The organism is Pigmentiphaga sp. H8 (assembly GCF_003854895.1).
Taxonomy (GTDB): Bacteria; Pseudomonadota; Gammaproteobacteria; order Burkholderiales; family Burkholderiaceae_B; genus Pigmentiphaga.
Genome location: NZ_CP033966.1, coordinates 423,611 through 441,166, shown reverse-complemented (window position 1 = coordinate 441,166; position 17,556 = coordinate 423,611). Strand labels below are relative to the sequence as shown.

Here is a 17,556-nt window from a genome sequence, read left to right as displayed (position 1 = left end):
CCCCTTTGGTCCAGTCAGTGGGTACGACTCCGAAACTTCTCGTCCTTGCATCGCCGTGCTCGGTCGCACGTGTTGTTTTTCCTGCTTCCCGCCCCGACCGCTCACATCACCAGCCGGCCCATGCCGTCTTCGATGTGCAGCCTCGTTCCATAGGGCTCGCACAGCTTCTGGAAATCGCGCAGGATGTCCTCGTCAGGGACCAGGGCCGGCGTTCCCCGGCGCCATCGCGGCTGGCCCGGGCCCAGCGTCACCGGATGCAGGGTCAGGGCTTCCAGCCGCCCCTCCTTCATCGTCCAGCGCGGCAGCACCGCTCTCCAGATGTCGGGGTTCGTGGCCAGGCCCTTGCGGCCTTGGTCCGACCGCGCATCGAATGCTTCCTGGGGCGACGCCCGCTCATCCAGTCCGTATTTCTCGTAGAAATCGCTGGGCAGCGACGCGACGGTTTCATTCTGGAAAATGAAATTTCCAAGGCTGTAGAAAATAGGGCATCCCTTGTATATTTCGAGCCCTCGCATCACGTGGGGGCCATGGCACAAAATGGCGTGCGCACCCGCGTCGATATATGCATGCGCGGCCTCTTTTAGAAACCCGGCCGGAGCGCATTTATTTCCGCGATGCATTTCATGGGAATGGATACTGACGAGCACATAATCGGCCTGGGCCCGAGCGTCTCGTATTCCGGCCAGGGTCCTGGCCATGTCCCTGGCGTCCGGCCGGCTGACCGGACCGGGCTCCGGGCCCGCCCTGAAACCAATACCTCCGAACACATGGTCCACCCCGTCGGCGGCCAGGGAAAAACCTTCCTTTATACGCAGGGAATCGTGGTCGTTGATGCCGGTGGCCTGGGCGATCGACCGCAGGCATTCGATTTCCGCGGCGGGCAGGGTGTAAACCGTTCGATGGCGCAGCGGATTGACGCCCGGGCGCCCTCGCATATCCATCCGTTGCGCTCCCGCCGCGGCCGATTCATGGAAGGTGGACGCCATCGAGATCAGCCCCACCCTCCCGGCGGCGGTCTCCACGAAACAGGCCTGGCTTGCCTGGGCAAGATCGGCCCCGGCTCCCGCGTGGGCCAGGCCGGCCTTCCGCAACGCCCCGATCGTATCCAGCAGGCCTCTTTCGCCGAAATCCAGGGCGTGATTGGTGGCGGCGGCGACGATATTGAATCCGTAATCAGTCAATATATTCGCGTGATTTTCCGAAGTGCGGGCCCAAGTGCCGCCGCTGATGGCCGCGGGACTGGCTTCGGCCGACGCGAAAGTGGTTTCCAGGTTGCAGAAACGGGCATCCGCGCTTCGTATGAATTCCTGCAAATCTCGAAACGCCGAATCGGGAAAAACATCCCGGTTGACGAAGACATCTCCGGCGGCGACAAATACGATCTCTCCCATTTTCGCATGGGTATTATTTTCCAAAGCCAACTCCCGGCATTTACATGATCATCGAATCCGAAAATAAAACTCCGGCTCCGGGATTCATTGTTGAATATTGACGGGATCAGTATACTGACGTGAAATATCCACGTCGCATGCGATTTTTTCGCAGAAACCATTCCGTTTTCGCATGAAATATTCCCTGGGCCGTCACCTGCCCTCCACCATCAATCTGATAGCCCTGGTCACGGTGGCCCGGACGGGCAACGTCACTCGCGCCGCCCAGGAACTGTTCCTGACGCAGAGCGCGGTCAGCAGGCAGATCAAGGACCTGGAGGAGTTCGTCGGCCGGGCGCTATTCAAGAGAAACCGGGGTGAACTTTCCCTGACGCCGGAGGGCCGCCGCTACGTCGAGCAGATCGAGGCCTTGCTGAACCAGATCGAGGAAGCCACCCTCGGCCTGAGCACCTCGACCGACACGAACGCGCACGTCACCGTTTCCAGCCAGGCGACGCTTGCCGTCAAATGGCTGCTGCCGCGTCTGGCGGATTTCGGAAAACAGCACCCCGACATCATCATCGACGTGGAAACCCATGTCGGGCAGATCGACATGAAGCGCGTACATGCCGATATGCTGATCATTTTCAGGGAGCACGCCGAGCCGGGGTGGACGCTGGACCGGTTGGCCAGCGGCGGCGGTTATCCCGTCTGCGCCCCGTCGTTGCTGGAAACCACGGACAAACGCGGCATCGCGGCGCTTGCCGTATTGCCGCTGCTGCACCAGCGATCCAGCACGGGGGGCTGGGTGGAATATTTCGAAAGCCTTGCCCAGCCCGATCTCCGAGCACGGCCGGGTCCCACTTATTCCCTGCTGACCATGGGCCTGCAAGCGGCTCTTGCCGGAATGGGAATCGCCATCCTGCCCGATTTCGTCGTCCAGGAAGACCTCAACGCGGGCAGGCTGGTCAAGGTGCACGACGTCCCGCTGGTCAAGCGAGGTTCGTATGTGCTGATGATCAAGGAATATGCGCGCGGCGCGCCCGCCATCGAACGCCTGCGGGAATGGCTGCTGGCCGCCACCGCCCTGTAGCGCGCCGGCGCGCAAGGCTGCCTCGAGGGCAGCGGCGCCGCGGCCTTATTTCTTTCCGTGCAACTCGTGGCCGGGCGGATACGTGGGGCGCAACGGGCGCGGCGCGCCAATGACGACGACGAAGCGGCTTTCCTCGTCCGTTTCGGAAACGATGGATCGATAAACCCCGGGCGGAACCGAAATCAGGTCCCCTTCCTGAAGGCTGGTTTCGGCGCGTATGCCGTCATGCTCGATGACGAACCGTGCCTTGCCCTGGGTCAGGTAGAAAACTTCCTCCACATCCACATGCAGATGCGGGGGAAATTCATGGCCGGCCGGCAATAACATGGTCGTGAACGTGAAATGCTCGGGATCCAGGCTTTTGGAATCCGCCGTCGCCCCGGCGGCCCCGAATCCGATATATCGCATTTGCGCGCGCGAATATTTCGGATTGATATCGGCCTGGAATTTCAATACCCCCCAATCGTAGGCCAGGCTGCTCTTGCGGACGACGCGCGACGCCAGCAGGCTTTCCAGCGTGTGCCCCTCCGGCAAGGGACATGGGGAGGTCGTATCATAATCTTGCATACCCGGCTCTCTGCTTCGTCATGAAAAGCAAAGTGTAGATATGCCCGACCCGCGCCACCCAATGAATTAATTTTCAGGACGGCATTCCCTTTTTTCATCGCCGGGCCGTCCCAAGATGAAAAGCGCCCCTTGGGGGGCAGCGCCGCCGCGAAGCGGGCAAGCGTGGGGGCTTTTTCATTGCCGGGGTTCAATTCCCCAGCAGCGCCCCGGCGAACTCGTCCGCCACGAAGGGCTGCAGGTCGTCGATCCCCTCGCCCACGCCTATCCAGTACACCGGCACCGGCCGCACGCCCTGCGCGCCGGCCGCCACCGCGGCCAGGATGCCGCCCTTGGCGGTGCCGTCCAGCTTGGTCACGATCAGGCCGGTCAGGCCCAGGGCCTGGTCGAAGGCCTTGATTTGCGCCAGCGCGTTCTGCCCCGTGTTGCCGTCTATCACCAGCAGCACCTCGTGCGGGGCCGAGGCGTCGGCCTTGGCGATCACGCGCTTGATCTTCTTGACCTCTTCCATCAGGTGCAGCTGCGTGGGCAGGCGGCCGGCGGTATCGACCATCACCACGCCCATGCCGCGCGCCTGGCCGGACTTGACCGCGTCGAAGGCGACGGCGGCCGGGTCCCCGCCTTCCTGGGCGATGACCGTGACGTCGTTGCGGCGGCCCCACTCCACCAGTTGCTCGCGCGCGGCGGCGCGGAAAGTGTCGCCCGCGGCCAGCAGCACGCGGCGGTCCTGTTGCTGGAAGGTGCGCGCCAGCTTGCCGATGGACGTGGTCTTGCCGGCCCCGTTCACGCCCGCGATCATGGTCACGATGGGCGCGGGGCGGTCCAGGTCGAAGCGGCGCTCCAGCGGCCGCAGGTGCTCGGCCAGCAGCTCGCGCAGGACCCGGCGCACCCCGTCGCCGTCCTCGATGCGTTCCTGGCGCACGCGCTCGCGCAGCCCCTTGAGCAGAGACTGCGCCGCGTCCACGCCGGTATCGGCCATGATCAACGCGGTTTCCAGCTCCTCGAACAGGTCCTCGTCGACCTTCACGCCGACGAACAGCGTGGTCAGGCTCTGGCCGGTGCGCGACAGGCCGGTCTTCAGGCGTGCCAGCCACGACGACTTGGCGGGCGCGGCCGCCTGGGGGGCCGAGGGCGGGGCGGGAGCGGGCTCGACCGGGGCAGGCGCCACCGGCTCGACAGGCATGGAAGGCGGTGCCACGGGTTCGGCGGCAGGTGCCGCGACGTCAGGGGCCGCCGGCTCCTGGACAGGCGGCTCCTGGACGGGCGGCTCCTGGGCAGGCGGCTCCTGGGCAGGCGGCGGAACGGGCGCGGCGGCCGGCGCCTGGGCACGGTCCTGCTCGGGGGAAGGCGTGGGGGTCTTCTTCTTGAAGAAACTGAACATGGAAACCTGTCTGCTGTAACGGCCTGCGGCATCATCGGAACAACGGGCCGCGGCCCGCCCGGCGGACTCGCGGCCGCCGGCGTATAGAATCTGGGATTCTACCGGTCCATCGCCATGTCCTCATCCCGCCCCTCCACCGCCCGCTCCCACCGCACGGCCCCCCACAAGGTCCGCATCATCGGCGGCCGCTACAAGCGCACCCCGCTGCCCGTCCTGGACCTGCCCGACCTGCGGCCCACGCCGGATCGCGTGCGCGAGACGCTGTTCAACTGGCTCAACCATCTCTGGGGCGGCGAATTCGCCGACAAGACCGTGCTCGATGCCTTCGCCGGTTCGGGCGCGCTGGGCTTCGAGGCCGCCTCCCGTGGGGTGGCCGAGGCGGTGCTGGTCGAGACCGACCGACGCGCGGCGGCCTCCCTGGAGGAGCTGCGCGCGCGCCTGGGCGCCGGCAATGTCAGCATCGTGGCCGGCGATGCCCGCAGCTACCTGGCGCGCGCGGCCGCCCGCTACGACCTCGTGCTGCTGGATCCACCGTTCGGGCAGGACTGGCTGGACCGTATCCTGCCGTCGGCATTGCAAGCACTTACTAACGGTGGAATGCTTTATATTGAAGCAGAAGCGCCGATCGCGGCTCCGCCCGGCACCGAATTGCTGCGGCAGGACAAAGCCGGCGCGGTACATTTCCACCTGCTGCGTTCCCTGCCGGAAACGGCGTAGCGCCTGGAAACGTCCGATACGCGTCATTTCCAATTTGCTGCGCCGCGCAAATAAGGAAATAATCACATCATCCGGAAACCGGATGCCGGCCGCCGAAGGCGCCGGACGATTCGTCCCGCCCCCCGGCCGGGACCGAAGAGGCTGACGCCCATCAATAGAAATACGGAGCCTACGCATGATCATTGCCGTATACCCTGGCACCTTCGACCCGATGACCCGTGGCCACGAGGATCTCGTCCGCCGCGCGGCCGGGCTGTTCGACAAGGTGGTGGTCGGCGTGGCGGTCAGCCGCAACAAGGCCCCCTTCTTCACCGTCAGCGAACGGGTCGAGATCGCCCGCGAGATCCTGGGCCATTACCCCAACGTCCAGGTGGCCAGCTTTTCCGGCCTGCTCAAGGACTTCGTTCGCGAGCAGAACGCCCGCGTCATCGTGCGCGGCCTGCGCGCCGTCTCGGACTTCGAGTACGAGTTCCAGATGGCCGGAATGAACCGATACCTGCTGCCGGATGTCGAAACCATGTTCCTGACGCCGTCCGACCAGTACCAGTTCATCTCGGGCACCATCGTGCGCGAGATCGCCCAATTGGGCGGCGACGTGAGCAAGTTCGTGTTCCCGTCCGTCGAACGCTGGCTGCAAGCCAAGGTCACGCAGCTGGGCGGCCGCGACGGCGCCTGAGCTCCCCAAGCAGCAAGGAAGTCCCTGTCATGGCTCTGCTGATTACCGACGAATGCATCAACTGCGACGTCTGTGAGCCCGAGTGCCCCAACGATGCCATCTACCTCGGCACGGAGATCTATGAGATCGACCCTGCCCGGTGCACCGAGTGCGTCGGGCACCACGACGAGCCCCAGTGCAAGGTCGTCTGTCCGGTCGAGTGCATCGAGCTGAATCCCGAATGGCCGGAAGACCGGGACCAGTTGATGAGCAAGTACCGCAGGCTGACGGTGCATCCCGTGACGGAATGACCGCCGCCCGGCGCGTTCACTGCGCCGCTAACGGCGCGTCGCCTTCGTAGGCCTGCTGCAGCAGTTCCCGGATCGCGGTCCGCTCCAGCGGACGCGGGTTCGGATAGGGCTGGCTGGCCGCCAGGTCCGCGACCCGGTCCAGCTGCGACGCCCGCACCCCCAGTTCCCTGAGCCCCTTGGGTACCCCCAGCGCCCGGCCCAGCGCATACAGGCCGGCGGCCGCGTCCTGCGCGCCCAGCGCGCGGCGGATCGCCGCCATGGCTTCAGGAGCGGCCGGCGCGTTGTAGGCGGCCGCATAGGGCAGCACGATGGCATGGGTCTGGGCATGGGGAAGGTTCAGGCTGCCTCCCAGCACGTGGCACAGCTTGTGATGCAAGGCCATCGACACCACGTTGAGCGCCATGCCCGCGAGCCAGGCGCCGTACAGGCAACGCTCGCGCCCCGGCAGCGCGCCGGGATCGCGCAGCACCTCGGGCAGCCCGCGCGCCAGGGCGCCGATCGCCTCCTCGGCCATGAGCGACACCACGGGGTTCCCGTCCGCCGCGTACAGCGCCTCGACACAGTGCGCGACCGCGTTCAGGCCGCTGCTGGCCGACAGCGGCGCGGGCAGGCTCAGCGTCAACGCCGGGTCGTACAGCACGGTGGCGGGCAACACCCGGTCGTCGCGGCCCGTGCGCTTCTCTCCGCCATCGGTCAGCCCGTAGATGGACGTCATTTCCGACCCGGCATAGGTGGTGGGAATGGCGAGGATGCGCAGCGGCAGTTCCCGGGCCATGGCCTTCGCCAGGCCGGTCGCCGAGCCTCCTCCCAGCGCGACCAGGCCGTCGGCATCCGATTCGCGAGCCCGGGCCACCGCCGCCCCGACCACCGCCACCGGCACGTGCATGACCGCCTCGGCGAACACCGACGGCTGCGCATCGCCCAGGGCCGCGGCCACGGCTCGCGCGTCGTCCGCCTGCTCCGGCGTGCACAGGATCAGCGGGCGCTTCATGCGCAACATCTCCAGCTCGCGCCCCAGGTGGCGCAGGCTCCCTTCCCCGAACACCACGCGCGCGGGCGCGCTGCGATAGATGAAGGCGGCGATGCCTTCCGACGGATTCCTGCGACCTTGCATGACGGCTCTCCCTTGATGTCCGGTGGACATGGTAGGGACGCCGGCCCCAGCGGGTCGATAACGGAACCCTTATGCATCCAATGCGAAAACGGCATGCGGCGCGCCATCGGGCGGCCCGGGCTTGTATGCCGATTTCGCATGCGGCGCATCGCGAAACCGGTATGGTGCCCCGCGATGCGCTGCCGGATACTGCCCCGGCGCCTGTCGTGAGGAGGCGCGGCACCACACAGGAGACGACATGACCGAACGCTCTAGCTCGATACAGGGCCTGCATCACATCACGCTGTGCACCGCCACGGCGCAAGGCGATGTGGATTTCTTCGTAAAGGTGATGGGGCAGCGCTTCATCAAGCAGACGCTGTTCTACGACGGCAAGATTCCCATCTATCACTTGTACTTCAGCGACGCCGACGGCACGCCCGGAACGGTCATGACGACCTTCCCCATGCGCCGCACCGAACTGGTGGGCCGCAAGGGCTCGGGGCAGTTCACCGCGATCGCGTATTCGGTCCCCCCGGGTTCGCTCGATTTCTGGCGCGAGCATTTCCGCCGCAACGGCATCGCCATCGCCGGCGAGTCGGAACGCTTCGGCGAGAAATACCTGCGCGTGGTCCATGCCGGCATCGATTTCGAAGTGGTCGAGGACCCGACCGACCAGCGCAAGCCCTGGAAATCCGACTACGTTCCCGAGCAGTACGCCGTGCGCGGCTTCCACAACTGGACCGTGACCGTGCGCGAGCTGGAGGACATGGACACCTTCATGCACGCGGCCTGGAGCTTCCGCCGCACGCTGTCCGACGGACTGTTCACGCGCTACGAGGTGGCCGAGGGTGGCGCCGGCAAGCGCATCGACATCCTGCATGCGCCCGACCTGCGGCAGGGCACGTGGACGGTGGCCGAGGGCATCGTCCACCACGGGGCCTTCGACGTGCCGGACTACGACACGCAGATGCGCGTCAAGCTCGAGACCGAGGGCATGGGCTTCACCGATTTCTCCGACCGCAAGAACCGCGGCTACTTCGAATCCACCTACGTGCGGACCCCGGGCGGAGCGATGTTCGAAGCCACCAAGTCGCTGGGCTTCAAGATGGACGAGACCGAGGAAGAACTCGGCACCGACCTGAAGATCTCCCCGCAGTTCGACGTCTCGCACGAAGAGCTCAAGGCCTTCATGCAGAAGGCAGATCCCATCCACCTCTGAGCTGCGTCTCGAACTCGCTCCCCACTCTGGAACACGCCGCCATGAATACATTCACCACCTTCGGCACCGGCCCCCGGAAAGTGCTGGTCCTGCCGGGCCTGTTCGGCGCCCGGCCGCTGGAGCCCATGCTTGCGATGGCAGACGGCGACGCATGCCAGTACGTCGTCATGGACTACCGCGGCTACGGCGCCTCGCGGGCCCTGCCCGGCCTGTGCCACCTGCGCGAAGTCGTCATCGACGCCATCCGCCTGCTGGACTACCTGGGCTGGACGCATGCCCACGTGCTCGGCCATTCGATGGGCGCGCTGGCCGCGCAGATGCTGGCGGTAGCCGCGCCGCGGCGCATCCGCTCCATCGTCTCGCTGGCCGGACTGAACGCCCAGGGCGCCTCCCGCGATCCCGCCCACCGGCGCCTGATGAGCGAAGCCGCGCACGACCTGTCCAAGCGCGCGGCCATCATCGACAACGGCACGGGCAAGCGCCATGGCGCCGCGCAGGTCCGCCAACTGGCCGAGGCCTCCTGGAACACGATGAAGCCCGAAGCCTTCGCCGCCTATGCCGCGGACGCGGCCGCCACCGACATCCATCGCGAGGTCGACGGCAGCACCGTACCCTTCCATGCCATCGTGGGCGCGCACGACCCCGCCGCGAGCGAGAAGTCCGCGCGGGAAACCAGCCTGCGCTGGTACCGCGACAGCAGCCTTACGGTTCTGGCCGACGCCGGCCACTACCCCTCGATCGAAACGCCGGTGCAGGCCATCGCGGCGATCGAATCCTTCCTGAGCCAGGCCGAATCGGCCGCGCGCGAGAAAGAGAAACTGGCGGCCTGACCCAGGCATCCGGCGCCGCCGCCAGGCCGCCGGCCCGGCCGGCGGCCGACCCCATAATCAGAACGGAGACACACCATGCATGCGCGCTTGCCGCGGGCCTTCGCCCGCCTGCTTCTCTTCGCCCCGGCGTTGGTCTCGGCAGCTGAGGCGACCCCCTATCCCACCCGGCCGCTGCATCTGGTGGTCCCCTTCACCAGTGGCGGCATCGCCGACATCATGAGCCGCGTACTGGCGGAACGCCTCAAGGACTCCCTGGGCCAGCCCGTGATCGTGGAGAACCGTCCCGGAGCCGGTACGCTGCTCGCATCCGAGTACGTGCAGCGCGCCGACGCGGACGGCTACACGCTGATGATGGCGGCGTCGTCCCTGACCATCGCGCCCAGCGTCTATCCCAAGGGACGGGTGAAGTACGACCCCGAGCGGGATTTCACGCCGATCTCGCTGGTGGCCGAGGTGCCGCAGGTCCTGGTCGTCTCCCCCTCACTGCCCGTCGGCAGCGTGGGCGAGCTCATCCGCTACGCGCAAAAACATTCCGGACAGCTCAACTATGCCTCCGCCGGCGCCGGCACCTCGAATCATCTCGGTGCGGAACATTTCAAGCAGATGGCCCACGTCAGCATCACCCACGTCCCGTACAAGGGCACCGTGCCGGGGCTGAACGACGTCATGACGGGCAACGTGCAGATGATGTTCGCCGATCTCGCCGCGGCGGACCCATTCATCCAGGCGGGCCGGCTCAAGGCCCTGGGCCTGACCAACGCCAAACCCTCGGCCGCGCGTCCCGAGCTGCCCCCCATCGCCCAGGCCGGCGTGCCGGGCTACGACAGCAAGTCCTGGCTGGGCGTCGTGGCGCCCGCGGGAACGCCCCCGGCCATCGTGGCCCGGCTCAATGCCGGCATCGCCAAGGTCCTCGCGCAGCCCGAGGTCAAGCGCCGCTTCCAGTCCCTGAACGTCGACGTCGCGCCAAGTTCGCCGGAAGAGTTCAGGAACTACATCTCGGCCGACACGGCGCGGTGGGCCCGGATCGCGAAAGAGACCGGCGCTGCGGTCGACTAGCGGCGCCTTGACGCCCCTGCGCCGGCTGGACAGAATGAACGGCCGTTGACCTATCCTGGCTCCCGCCCGTGGCGGGAGCCGCCGGAGGACCAAGCGTGCGCTCCCTCGATCTCCGATTGCTAGCCGTATTCGACGCCATCCTGCGCGAGAAGAGCGTGACCGTCGCCGGCGAAAGCCTGGGCCTGAGCCAGCCGGTCATGAGCCAGTCCCTCAGCCGCCTGCGCGACTACTTCGGCGACCAGTTGTTCGTCCGTACATCCGAAGGCATGATGCCCACGCCCCGCGCGTTGTCGCTGGCATCCAGCGTGGGCGAAGTGCTGGGCATCGTCAGCCAGCGCTTCGAGCCGCCCAGGACCTTCGACCCCTGTACCTCCTCGCGCACCTTCAGCTTCTTCGCCACCGATTTCGCCGCCGCCATCCTGGTCCCCAGCCTGATGGCCCGCTTCCGGCCGCACAGCCCCAACCTGCGGGTGCGCGCCCTGCCGATGCGGCCCAAGGGCATGGACGAGGCGCTGGAAAGCGGCGAGGTGGATCTCGCCTTCGGTAACCTCTCGGAATTCGGCACCGGCTTCTACCAGACCGGCATCTACCACTCCGACTATGTCTGCCTGGCTCGCGGCGACCACCCCGAGATCCGGGAAACGCTGACCGTCCAGCAATACCTGTCGGCCTCGCACGCGCTCATCTCGCCCTTGCCGCCGGGCTACGACGGCCTGGAGAAATTCCTGCGCGACATGCTCGACCCCGCGCGCATCGTCCTGTGCCTGCCCAACTTCTTCACCGTGCTGACCTTCCTGCCTCAATCGGACATGCTCGTGACCATGCCCCGACGCGCGGGCACCACCGCCGCCCGCATCATTGGCGCCCAGGTGCTGGAACCCCCGGTGAAGATCCCGGGCTTCGACGTCAAGCTGTTCTGGCATGAGCGCTTCCACAAGGACCTGGCCAACCAGTGGTTCCGCAACCAGGTCCGGGAAGCGTTCAACGATCGCTAGCGCTCCCCCTCACACCAGCGAACATACATTGCGCTGCTGGCTGTAGAAGTCCAGCGAGGCCAGCCCGCCCTCGCGGCCTATGCCCGATCGCCCCAGGCCCCCGAAGGGCGTGCGCAGGTCGCGTATCCCCCAGGCGTTGACCCAGACCACGCCCGCGCGCAGGCGGGCGGACACGCGCAGCGCCTGCGCGTGATCGCGCGACCACAGGGCCGCCGCCAGGCCGTATTCGCTGTCGTTGGCCAGGTGCACCGCCTCGTCCTCGTCGTCGAAAGGCGCGATGTGGCAGCAGGGACCGAACACCTCGTGCCGGACGATGGCGGACGACTCGTCCAGCCCGGTCCAGATCGTCGGCGCCATCCATGCCCCCTCGGCCAGACGGCCGGACATGGACGGGGCCTGGCCACCGGCGTGCACGGTCGCGCCTTCGTCGCGCGCCACGGCGCAGGCCCGCAATACCTTGTCGCGGTGGCGGCGGCTGATCAGCGGCCCCATGGTCGTGCCGGGATCCAGCGGATCGCCCATCCGCAGCGCGGCGGCCCGCGCCGACAGGCCGTCGACGAATCGCTCGAACAGCGGCCGGTGCACGTAGATGCGTTCGGTGCCGAAGCACACCTGCCCCGAGTTCAGGAAAGCGGACCGCGCCGACCCCTCGATCACGGCGTCGAGCTCGGCCGATCCGAAGACGATGGCGGCGTTCTTGCCGCCCAGTTCCAGCGACACCGGCCGGACGCCGCGCGCCGCGGCCGCCATGATCGCCTCGCCCGTCCGGGTCTCGCCCGTGAACGTCAGCGCGTTCACGCCGGGATGCGCGGCCAGCAGGGCGCCCGCCGAATCCTGGCCGAAGCCGTAGACGACATTGAAGAGGCCCCTGGGCAGTTCAATCTCTTCGATGACCCGGGCCAGCAGCGCCACCGAGGAAGGCGTTTCCTCGGAAGGCTTGACCACCACGGCGTTGCCGCAGGCCAGCGCCGGGGCGATCTTCCAGACGGCCAGCACCAGCGGGAAGTTCCAGGGGCAGATGATGGCCACCACGCCATGCGGCAGGCGCGTGGTCATGTTGACGGCGCGCCTGCCTTCCGGCAGGGCCGTGACCACCACGTCGTCCCGATGCGTCCTGAGCAGTTCCGCGAAGATCTCGAAGGTGGCGATGGCGCGCGGGATCTCGACGCCGCGGACCATGGACAGGGGCTTGCCGGTGTCGCGCACCTCGGCATCGACGAAGGCGTCGAACCGCCCCCGGATGGCGCCCGCGATCTTCAGCAGCCAGTCCGCCCGCTGGTCTGAGGAAGCGGCAGCCGCGATGCCGCGCGCCGCCCGCCTGGCGGCTTGCACCGCTTCGTCCACCAGTCCGGCGTCGGACTCCTCGACCTCGGCAATCAAGGCATCGGTGGCGGGGTCGCGCTTCTCGAAGCGGCGCAGTTCGGGGCGTGAAACATGCCTTCCATCCAGGAAGGCGGATATGACGGGAGTAGCCATCGTCGTCTCCATCGGCAAGGGTCAGCGGATCGCGGCGGCCTGCGCCACCGAACTGATCATGGAACTGTCGCGCAGGTAGGACTTCGCCAGCTCCGGATCGCGGACCACCGTGCGCAGCTCGTCGATGTTCTGCCGGCGCACGCCGGGATCGCGCTCCTGCATGAGCCGCTTGTTGCGTATGCTCTGGCGCTGCACGTTCTCGACCGCCACGTGCCGGCGCTGGCGGTCGTAGAGATCGAGCAGCGCGCAGTCGGCCCCCGTGCAAACGGCGGCCAGCTTCTCCGACAGATTGATCGCGTCGTGCACGCCGCCGTTCAATCCGAATCCGCCTATGGGATTGTTGATGTGGGCCGCGTCGCCCGCCAGCAGCACGCGCCCGTTGCGAAAGCTGGAGGCCACGCGCTGATGGACGCGGTAGGTGCTCTGGTAGACCAGCTTGCAGTTGCGCTCCCGGCCCAGCACCTCGCGCAGCATGTCCTGCGCATAGTCCTCGGCCAGCACCTCCTCTTCGGGCAGGTCGGGATCGGACGGCATGGCGATGCGCCACAGGTTCCCGACCCGGGGATCGGCCAGCCGCAGGATGACGGCCCACTTGTCCGGGTCGGCCACGTACGAGGTCTCGGCAAAGCCCTCGGCGGCAAGGTCTTCGTCGACGTTGGTGACCAGGAAGCGTTCCGGCCACGTGAAGCCCTCGTAGTCGATGCCGCTGCTCTTCCTGACCGCGCTGCGGGCGCCGTCGCATCCCACCACCCAGCGGGCGGCGATCGTCTCGAACCGTCCGTCGGCATCGGCGTACCGGACCTCGACGCGTTCCCCGTCCTGTTTCACTTCCTCGACGCTCGCGCCGAACACGACCGCCGCGCGCGGCTCCCGCTCGAGCTTGGCCAGCACGTCGGCGGCCAGATGATGCTGGGGCAGGTGGAACCGATAGGGGTAGCGGGTTTCCCCGGCCAGCATGCCGAGATCGAACTCGGCGACGACGCCCTCTTCCTTGTCCCGTATCTGCCAGACCGGGATGCGCAGGCCCAGCGGCAGCAGGTCGTCCGTGATCCCCAAGGGTTCGAGCATTTCCAGCGTGGGAGGATGGAAGGCCGCGCCGCGCTGCTCGCGGGGCAGTTCCCGCAGCGCCTCCAGCACCACCACCTCGACTCCCGACCGCGCCAGCGCCAGCGCGGTCACCAGGCCCACCGGGCCGGCCCCAACGATCACTACCTGAGTTTCTGATGTCATGATGAATGTATGGCTGATCGATGAACATCGCCGCGCTCCGAATCGCGGAGCCGGCGTCCTGTCGCCACCATACGAAGGGCTCGTACCCGCGTCGAGAACGTGCCGCTAATGCCCGGCATGCACAATATGCATGATTCGCCGGTGGACACGGAGCGGCCGGGCATAGCGTTCGCGCATGCCGCGCATTAGCGTTCGGGGATGGCAGGCAGCCCCGGGACGCGGCTAAGGTGGCGGCCGACCTCCACTCCCGGAAACTCCGATGGCCTTGAAAGAAAGCGCGGTCCATCCCTCGGCCGCAGAACGCCTCATCCGCCTTGCCTCCCGCCTGGGCATCGAATACATCTTCGCCAACCTGGGCAGCGACCATCCGGCCTTCATCGAGGCGCTGGCGCGCCTGCGCGAGGCCGGCGAGCCGGCGCCGCGGGTCATCGTCTGCCCGCACGAGATGACCGCTCTGAGCGCGGCCCACGGCCATGCCATGCTGACGCGCCGCGCCCAGCTCGTGCTGGTGCACGTGGACGTGGGCACCCAGAACCTGGGGGGCAGCGTGCACAACGCCTGCCGCGGACGCGTGCCGGTCATCGTGGTCGCGGGGCTGTCGCCCGTGTCCGAGGACGCGGCGCGGACGGGTTCGCGCACCGAATACATCCACTACATCCAGGACACCACGCGTCAGCACGATCTCGTGGCGCCGTTCATGAAGTGGCTGTACGAACTGCGGGATCCGGCCACCACCGAGGCGACCCTGCTGCGCGCGCACCAGCTCGCCGCCTCGGAGCCGCAGGGCCCCGTCTACCTGACCGGCGCACGCGAGGTCTGGGACGCCGCCGCCCCCGCCGCCGCGCCGGACCCCGGGCTGCGCGGCCCCGTGGGCAAGGCCGCGCTCGCGCCGGAGGCGGTCGAGAACCTGCATGCGCTGCTGGCCGGCGCCCGCCGGCCCCTGCTCATCACCACCTATGCCGGACGCGATCCGGCCACGGCCGGGAAACTGGTTGCCCTGTGCGACAAGTACGGCCTGGGCGTGGTGGAGGTCGGCCCGCAGTACATGAACTTCCCCGGCGACCACGCCTGCCACCTGGGGTACCGGCGCGACTGGCTCGTCGACGAGGCCGACGCCATCGTGCTGCTCGACGTCGACGTGCCCTGGCTGCCCCGCAACACCGGACCGGCTCCGGACGCCCGCGTCATCCACATCGATGCGGACCCGGTCAAGCCCACCCTGGGCGCCTGGCACTTCGAAGCGCACGAGCGCCACCTGGCCGACAGCGGCGTGGCGCTCGACCAGCTTCTGCGGGCCGGCCTACCGGTGGATGCCGCGTTGAAGCAGGAACGGCTGGCGTGGATCCGGACACGATCGCCGGCCGCCGCCGGCGCCGCGCCCGCCAGCGGCCCGCTGACGGCGCAGGAAGTGACGCTGGCCGTGAAGGAACTGCTGCACGAACGCAGCATCGTCCTGTGCGAAGAACCCTCGAACGCGTACGCCATTGCCTCGACGCTGCGCATGAACCGCCCCGGCAGCTTCTATGCCAGCGGCGGCAGCGGCCTGGGCTGGTGCATCAACGCCGCCGTGGGCGCGAAGCTGGCGGCCCCGGATGCCGAAGTCATCGCCCTGGTGGGCGACGGCTGCTATGTCTTCGGCGTTCCCGCCAGCGCCTACTGGGTCGCCCGGACCTACGGCGCCCCCATGCTGACCGTCATCTACAACAACAGCGGCTGGCGCTCGCCCAAGGTCTCGACCGAACTCGTCCACCCCGCGGGCGCGGCCCATGCCGGCGACGCCTACTGGGTCGCGGCCAGCGCCGGTTCGCGCCTGGCCGACCTGGCCGCCGCGGCCGGCGACGCGCTGGCCATCCGCGTCGAAGACCGGCGCGAGCTGCGCGCGGCCCTGGCGCAGGGCCTGGCCAGCGTGCGCGCGGGACGGCCGGCGGTCATCGAAGCGATGCTGGCGCCCGCCACCAGCCAGGCACTGGGGACCCCTCACATCCCCACCGGCACCCCGTCCCTGCGCGGATCTGACCCCGCCGCGTAGCTCTCTCCTGTCCGGACCAGGCACTGGCCGCCGCCGAACTCCATGCTCCCGGCCGGCGTGCGCGTCACGGGGTGCCCACGCTCGCGCAACCCGGCCTCGACGTCGGCCGGGAACGCCGCCTCCACCCTCACCCCTTCCCCATCGTCGTCGACGCGCCAGCGCGGCATGTCGAGCGCGGCCTGGGGATTCAGGCCCAGGTCCTCCAGCGCCGAGATGACCTGCATCTGTCCTTGCGGCTGCATGTTGGCGCCGACCACGCCCACGGCCCCCCACGGTGCCCCGTCGCGCAGCAACAGGCCGGGAATGATGGTGTGGAAGGGTTGCTTGGCGCCATCGACCTGGTTGGGATGGCCCGGGCGCAGGGAGAAGCCCGAGGCCCGATTGTGCAGGCTGACGCCAGTGCCCGGCACCACCACGCCCGAGCCGAAGCCCTGGAAATTGGACTGGATGAAGGAGACCACCATGCCTCCCCGGTCGGCGGCGGCGAGGTAGACGGTGGAATGGCGCGGTATGTCGCACGCCTCGTGCCGGCCCGCCCGGCGCGGATCGATGCCGCGTGCGCGCCCGGCCAGGTAGGCGGGGGCGAGCAGTTGCGCCGGATCCATCCGCATCATGGCGGGATCGGCCACATGTCCATAGATGTCGGCGAAGGCGATCTTCATCGCTTCGATCTGCAGGTGCGCACGCAGCGCGGCGTCCTGCGACGGTCCAAGGTCGAAGTGGCGCAGGATGCCCAGCGCCATCTGCACCGCCAGCCCTTGCGATGGCGGCGGCATTTCATGCACCTGCAGGCCGCGGTAGTCGATGGACTGCGGCCGCACCCAGCGGGAACGGTGGTCGGCCAGGTCCTGCGCGGTCAGCGCCGCGCCGTGGCGGCGGGCGTCGGCAACCAGGCGCCCGGCGATCTCGCCTTCATAGAAGTCGCGGCCCCGGGATGCGGCGATCCGCTCGAGCGACGCGGCCAGCTCGGGAAAGCGAAAGCGCTCGCCGGCCTCGGGCATGCTTCCTCCGGGTAGAAAGGCCTGCGCGAAGCCAGGCTGGTCCTTCAAGCGCGGGGCATGGATGCGCCATTGGCGCGCGATGGCCGGCGATATCGGAACGCCTTCGCGCGCATAGTGGATCGCGGGGGCGAGCACGACATCCAGCGGCAGCTTGCCGTAGCGTTCGCTCAGGTCGGCCCAGACGGCCACCGCGCCCGGCACCACCACCGATTCCCAGCCTTCGTTGGGCATGCGCTCGCACCCGGCGAAACGCTCGGGCGTCCAGGCCGCGGGCGATCTGCCCGTGCCGTTCAGGGCAACGACTTCCTTGCCGTCCCACAGCAGCACCTGGGCATCGCCGCCCAATCCGTTCATGACCGGCTCGACCGCGGTCAGCGCGGCGGCGGTGGCGATCGCGGCGTCGACGGCATTGCCGCCGCGATCGAACATCGATGCGCCGGCCCGCGCCGCCAGCGGCTGGGAAGTGGTCACCACGTTGTCGGCCAGCACCGGCTGGCGCTGCGAGCCGTAGGGCAAAGTCCAATCCATGCACA

The 17,556-nt window shown here is 68.0% G+C and carries 16 protein-coding genes; 9 read left to right on the top strand and 7 right to left on the bottom strand.

From position 1 onward, the window contains the following. Window positions 1-101: 101 nt before the first annotated feature. On the bottom strand, window positions 102-1,415 hold the full coding sequence (locus EGT29_RS02130; RefSeq protein ID WP_124687482.1) for a CapA family protein: 1,314 nt from the start codon (window positions 1,413-1,415) through the stop codon (window positions 102-104). A gap of 148 nt (window positions 1,416-1,563) precedes the next feature. On the opposite strand from EGT29_RS02130, the gene EGT29_RS02125 reads away from it, so the two are divergent. After that, on the top strand, window positions 1,564-2,463 hold the full coding sequence (locus tag EGT29_RS02125; RefSeq protein WP_124687481.1) for a LysR substrate-binding domain-containing protein: 900 nt from the start codon (window positions 1,564-1,566) through the stop codon (window positions 2,461-2,463). A gap of 45 nt (window positions 2,464-2,508) precedes the next feature. Here EGT29_RS02125 and EGT29_RS02120 read toward each other — a convergent pair whose 3' ends face one another. Further along, entirely contained in the window at window positions 2,509-3,030 is a 522-nt protein-coding gene (locus tag EGT29_RS02120) for a cupin domain-containing protein (RefSeq protein ID WP_124687480.1), read from the bottom strand. A 187-nt stretch (window positions 3,031-3,217) separates the two neighbouring features. Further along, complete coding sequence (gene ftsY, locus EGT29_RS02115) at window positions 3,218-4,408, bottom strand: signal recognition particle-docking protein FtsY (protein WP_124687479.1); 1,191 nt, start codon at window positions 4,406-4,408, stop codon at window positions 3,218-3,220. Between the two features lie 114 nt (window positions 4,409-4,522). Between ftsY and rsmD the strand changes: the two genes are divergently transcribed. The 3 genes from rsmD (at window position 4,523) to EGT29_RS02100 (ending at window position 6,091) form a co-directional block, all read left to right on the top strand. Next, on the top strand, window positions 4,523-5,125 hold the full coding sequence (rsmD, locus tag EGT29_RS02110; RefSeq protein WP_124687478.1) for a 16S rRNA (guanine(966)-N(2))-methyltransferase RsmD: 603 nt from the start codon (window positions 4,523-4,525) through the stop codon (window positions 5,123-5,125). Window positions 5,126-5,300: 175 nt separating this feature from the next. Beyond that, window positions 5,301-5,801, top strand: a complete 501-nt coding sequence (gene coaD, locus EGT29_RS02105; RefSeq protein WP_124687477.1) for a pantetheine-phosphate adenylyltransferase — start codon at window positions 5,301-5,303, stop codon at window positions 5,799-5,801. A gap of 29 nt (window positions 5,802-5,830) precedes the next feature. Next, window positions 5,831-6,091, top strand: a complete 261-nt coding sequence (locus tag EGT29_RS02100) for a YfhL family 4Fe-4S dicluster ferredoxin (RefSeq protein ID WP_124687476.1) — start codon at window positions 5,831-5,833, stop codon at window positions 6,089-6,091. 16 nt (window positions 6,092-6,107) lie between these two features. Here the strand turns inward: EGT29_RS02100 and EGT29_RS02095 are convergent, their stop codons facing one another. Next, entirely contained in the window at window positions 6,108-7,205 is a 1,098-nt protein-coding gene (locus EGT29_RS02095) for a maleylacetate reductase (protein WP_192901788.1), read from the bottom strand. Window positions 7,206-7,443: 238 nt separating this feature from the next. Here EGT29_RS02095 and EGT29_RS02090 point away from each other — a divergent pair, with 238 nt between their 5' ends. The 4 genes from EGT29_RS02090 (at window position 7,444) to EGT29_RS02075 (ending at window position 11,287) form a co-directional block, all read left to right on the top strand. Then, the gene (locus tag EGT29_RS02090) at window positions 7,444-8,406 is read left to right on the top strand and encodes a VOC family protein (RefSeq protein ID WP_124687475.1); all 963 of its coding nucleotides are present in this window, start codon (window positions 7,444-7,446) and stop codon (window positions 8,404-8,406) included. 41 nt (window positions 8,407-8,447) lie between these two features. Continuing rightward, window positions 8,448-9,236 carry an alpha/beta fold hydrolase gene (locus tag EGT29_RS02085; RefSeq protein WP_124687474.1) on the top strand — a complete coding sequence of 263 codons (789 nt, stop codon included), beginning with the start codon at window positions 8,448-8,450 and terminating at the stop codon, window positions 9,234-9,236. Between the two features lie 75 nt (window positions 9,237-9,311). Further along, the gene (locus tag EGT29_RS02080; RefSeq protein ID WP_124687473.1) at window positions 9,312-10,292 is read left to right on the top strand and encodes a tripartite tricarboxylate transporter substrate binding protein; all 981 of its coding nucleotides are present in this window, start codon (window positions 9,312-9,314) and stop codon (window positions 10,290-10,292) included. Window positions 10,293-10,408: 116 nt separating this feature from the next. Further along, window positions 10,409-11,287 carry a LysR family transcriptional regulator gene (locus EGT29_RS02075; RefSeq protein ID WP_161567663.1) on the top strand — a complete coding sequence of 293 codons (879 nt, stop codon included), beginning with the start codon at window positions 10,409-10,411 and terminating at the stop codon, window positions 11,285-11,287. A 9-nt stretch (window positions 11,288-11,296) separates the two neighbouring features. Here EGT29_RS02075 and EGT29_RS02070 read toward each other — a convergent pair whose 3' ends face one another. Together EGT29_RS02070 and EGT29_RS02065 are read right to left on the bottom strand one after the other, a co-directional pair. Next, entirely contained in the window at window positions 11,297-12,763 is a 1,467-nt protein-coding gene (locus EGT29_RS02070; RefSeq protein WP_124687471.1) for a 2-hydroxymuconic semialdehyde dehydrogenase, read from the bottom strand. Window positions 12,764-12,784: 21 nt separating this feature from the next. Beyond that, window positions 12,785-13,993 (bottom strand): NAD(P)/FAD-dependent oxidoreductase, encoded by a 1,209-nt coding sequence (locus EGT29_RS02065; protein ID WP_124687470.1) that lies wholly within the window; start codon window positions 13,991-13,993, stop codon window positions 12,785-12,787. A gap of 259 nt (window positions 13,994-14,252) precedes the next feature. Between EGT29_RS02065 and EGT29_RS02060 the strand changes: the two genes are divergently transcribed. Next, window positions 14,253-16,022, top strand: coding sequence for a thiamine pyrophosphate-requiring protein (locus tag EGT29_RS02060; protein WP_124687469.1), 1,770 nt, complete (start codon window positions 14,253-14,255; stop codon window positions 16,020-16,022). Here the strand turns inward: EGT29_RS02060 and EGT29_RS02055 are convergent. Continuing rightward, a complete protein-coding gene (locus tag EGT29_RS02055) occupies window positions 15,971-17,551 on the bottom strand; it encodes a gamma-glutamyltransferase family protein (protein ID WP_124687468.1) in 1,581 nt (526 codons plus the stop codon). The two genes, EGT29_RS02060 and EGT29_RS02055, sit on opposite strands and share 52 nt — an antisense overlap. Window positions 17,552-17,556: the final 5 nt, after the last annotated feature.

Coding starts and splice junctions, on each gene's coding strand:
- EGT29_RS02070 (WP_124687471.1), bottom strand. CDS start 12,763: ATGGCTACTCCCGTCATATCCGCCTTCCTGGATGGAAGGCATGTTTCA.
- ftsY (WP_124687479.1), bottom strand. CDS start 4,408: ATGTTCAGTTTCTTCAAGAAGAAGACCCCCACGCCTTCCCCCGAGCAG.
- EGT29_RS02060 (WP_124687469.1), top strand. CDS start 14,253: ATGGCCTTGAAAGAAAGCGCGGTCCATCCCTCGGCCGCAGAACGCCTC.
- EGT29_RS02120 (WP_124687480.1), bottom strand. CDS start 3,030: ATGCAAGATTATGATACGACCTCCCCATGTCCCTTGCCGGAGGGGCAC.
- EGT29_RS02125 (WP_124687481.1), top strand. CDS start 1,564: ATGAAATATTCCCTGGGCCGTCACCTGCCCTCCACCATCAATCTGATA.
- EGT29_RS02080 (WP_124687473.1), top strand. CDS start 9,312: ATGCATGCGCGCTTGCCGCGGGCCTTCGCCCGCCTGCTTCTCTTCGCC.
- EGT29_RS02055 (WP_124687468.1), bottom strand. CDS start 17,551: ATGGATTGGACTTTGCCCTACGGCTCGCAGCGCCAGCCGGTGCTGGCC.
- EGT29_RS02065 (WP_124687470.1), bottom strand. CDS start 13,993: ATGACATCAGAAACTCAGGTAGTGATCGTTGGGGCCGGCCCGGTGGGC.
- coaD (WP_124687477.1), top strand. CDS start 5,301: ATGATCATTGCCGTATACCCTGGCACCTTCGACCCGATGACCCGTGGC.
- rsmD (WP_124687478.1), top strand. CDS start 4,523: ATGTCCTCATCCCGCCCCTCCACCGCCCGCTCCCACCGCACGGCCCCC.
- EGT29_RS02100 (WP_124687476.1), top strand. CDS start 5,831: ATGGCTCTGCTGATTACCGACGAATGCATCAACTGCGACGTCTGTGAG.
- EGT29_RS02095 (WP_192901788.1), bottom strand. CDS start 7,205: ATGCAAGGTCGCAGGAATCCGTCGGAAGGCATCGCCGCCTTCATCTAT.
- EGT29_RS02085 (WP_124687474.1), top strand. CDS start 8,448: ATGAATACATTCACCACCTTCGGCACCGGCCCCCGGAAAGTGCTGGTC.
- EGT29_RS02090 (WP_124687475.1), top strand. CDS start 7,444: ATGACCGAACGCTCTAGCTCGATACAGGGCCTGCATCACATCACGCTG.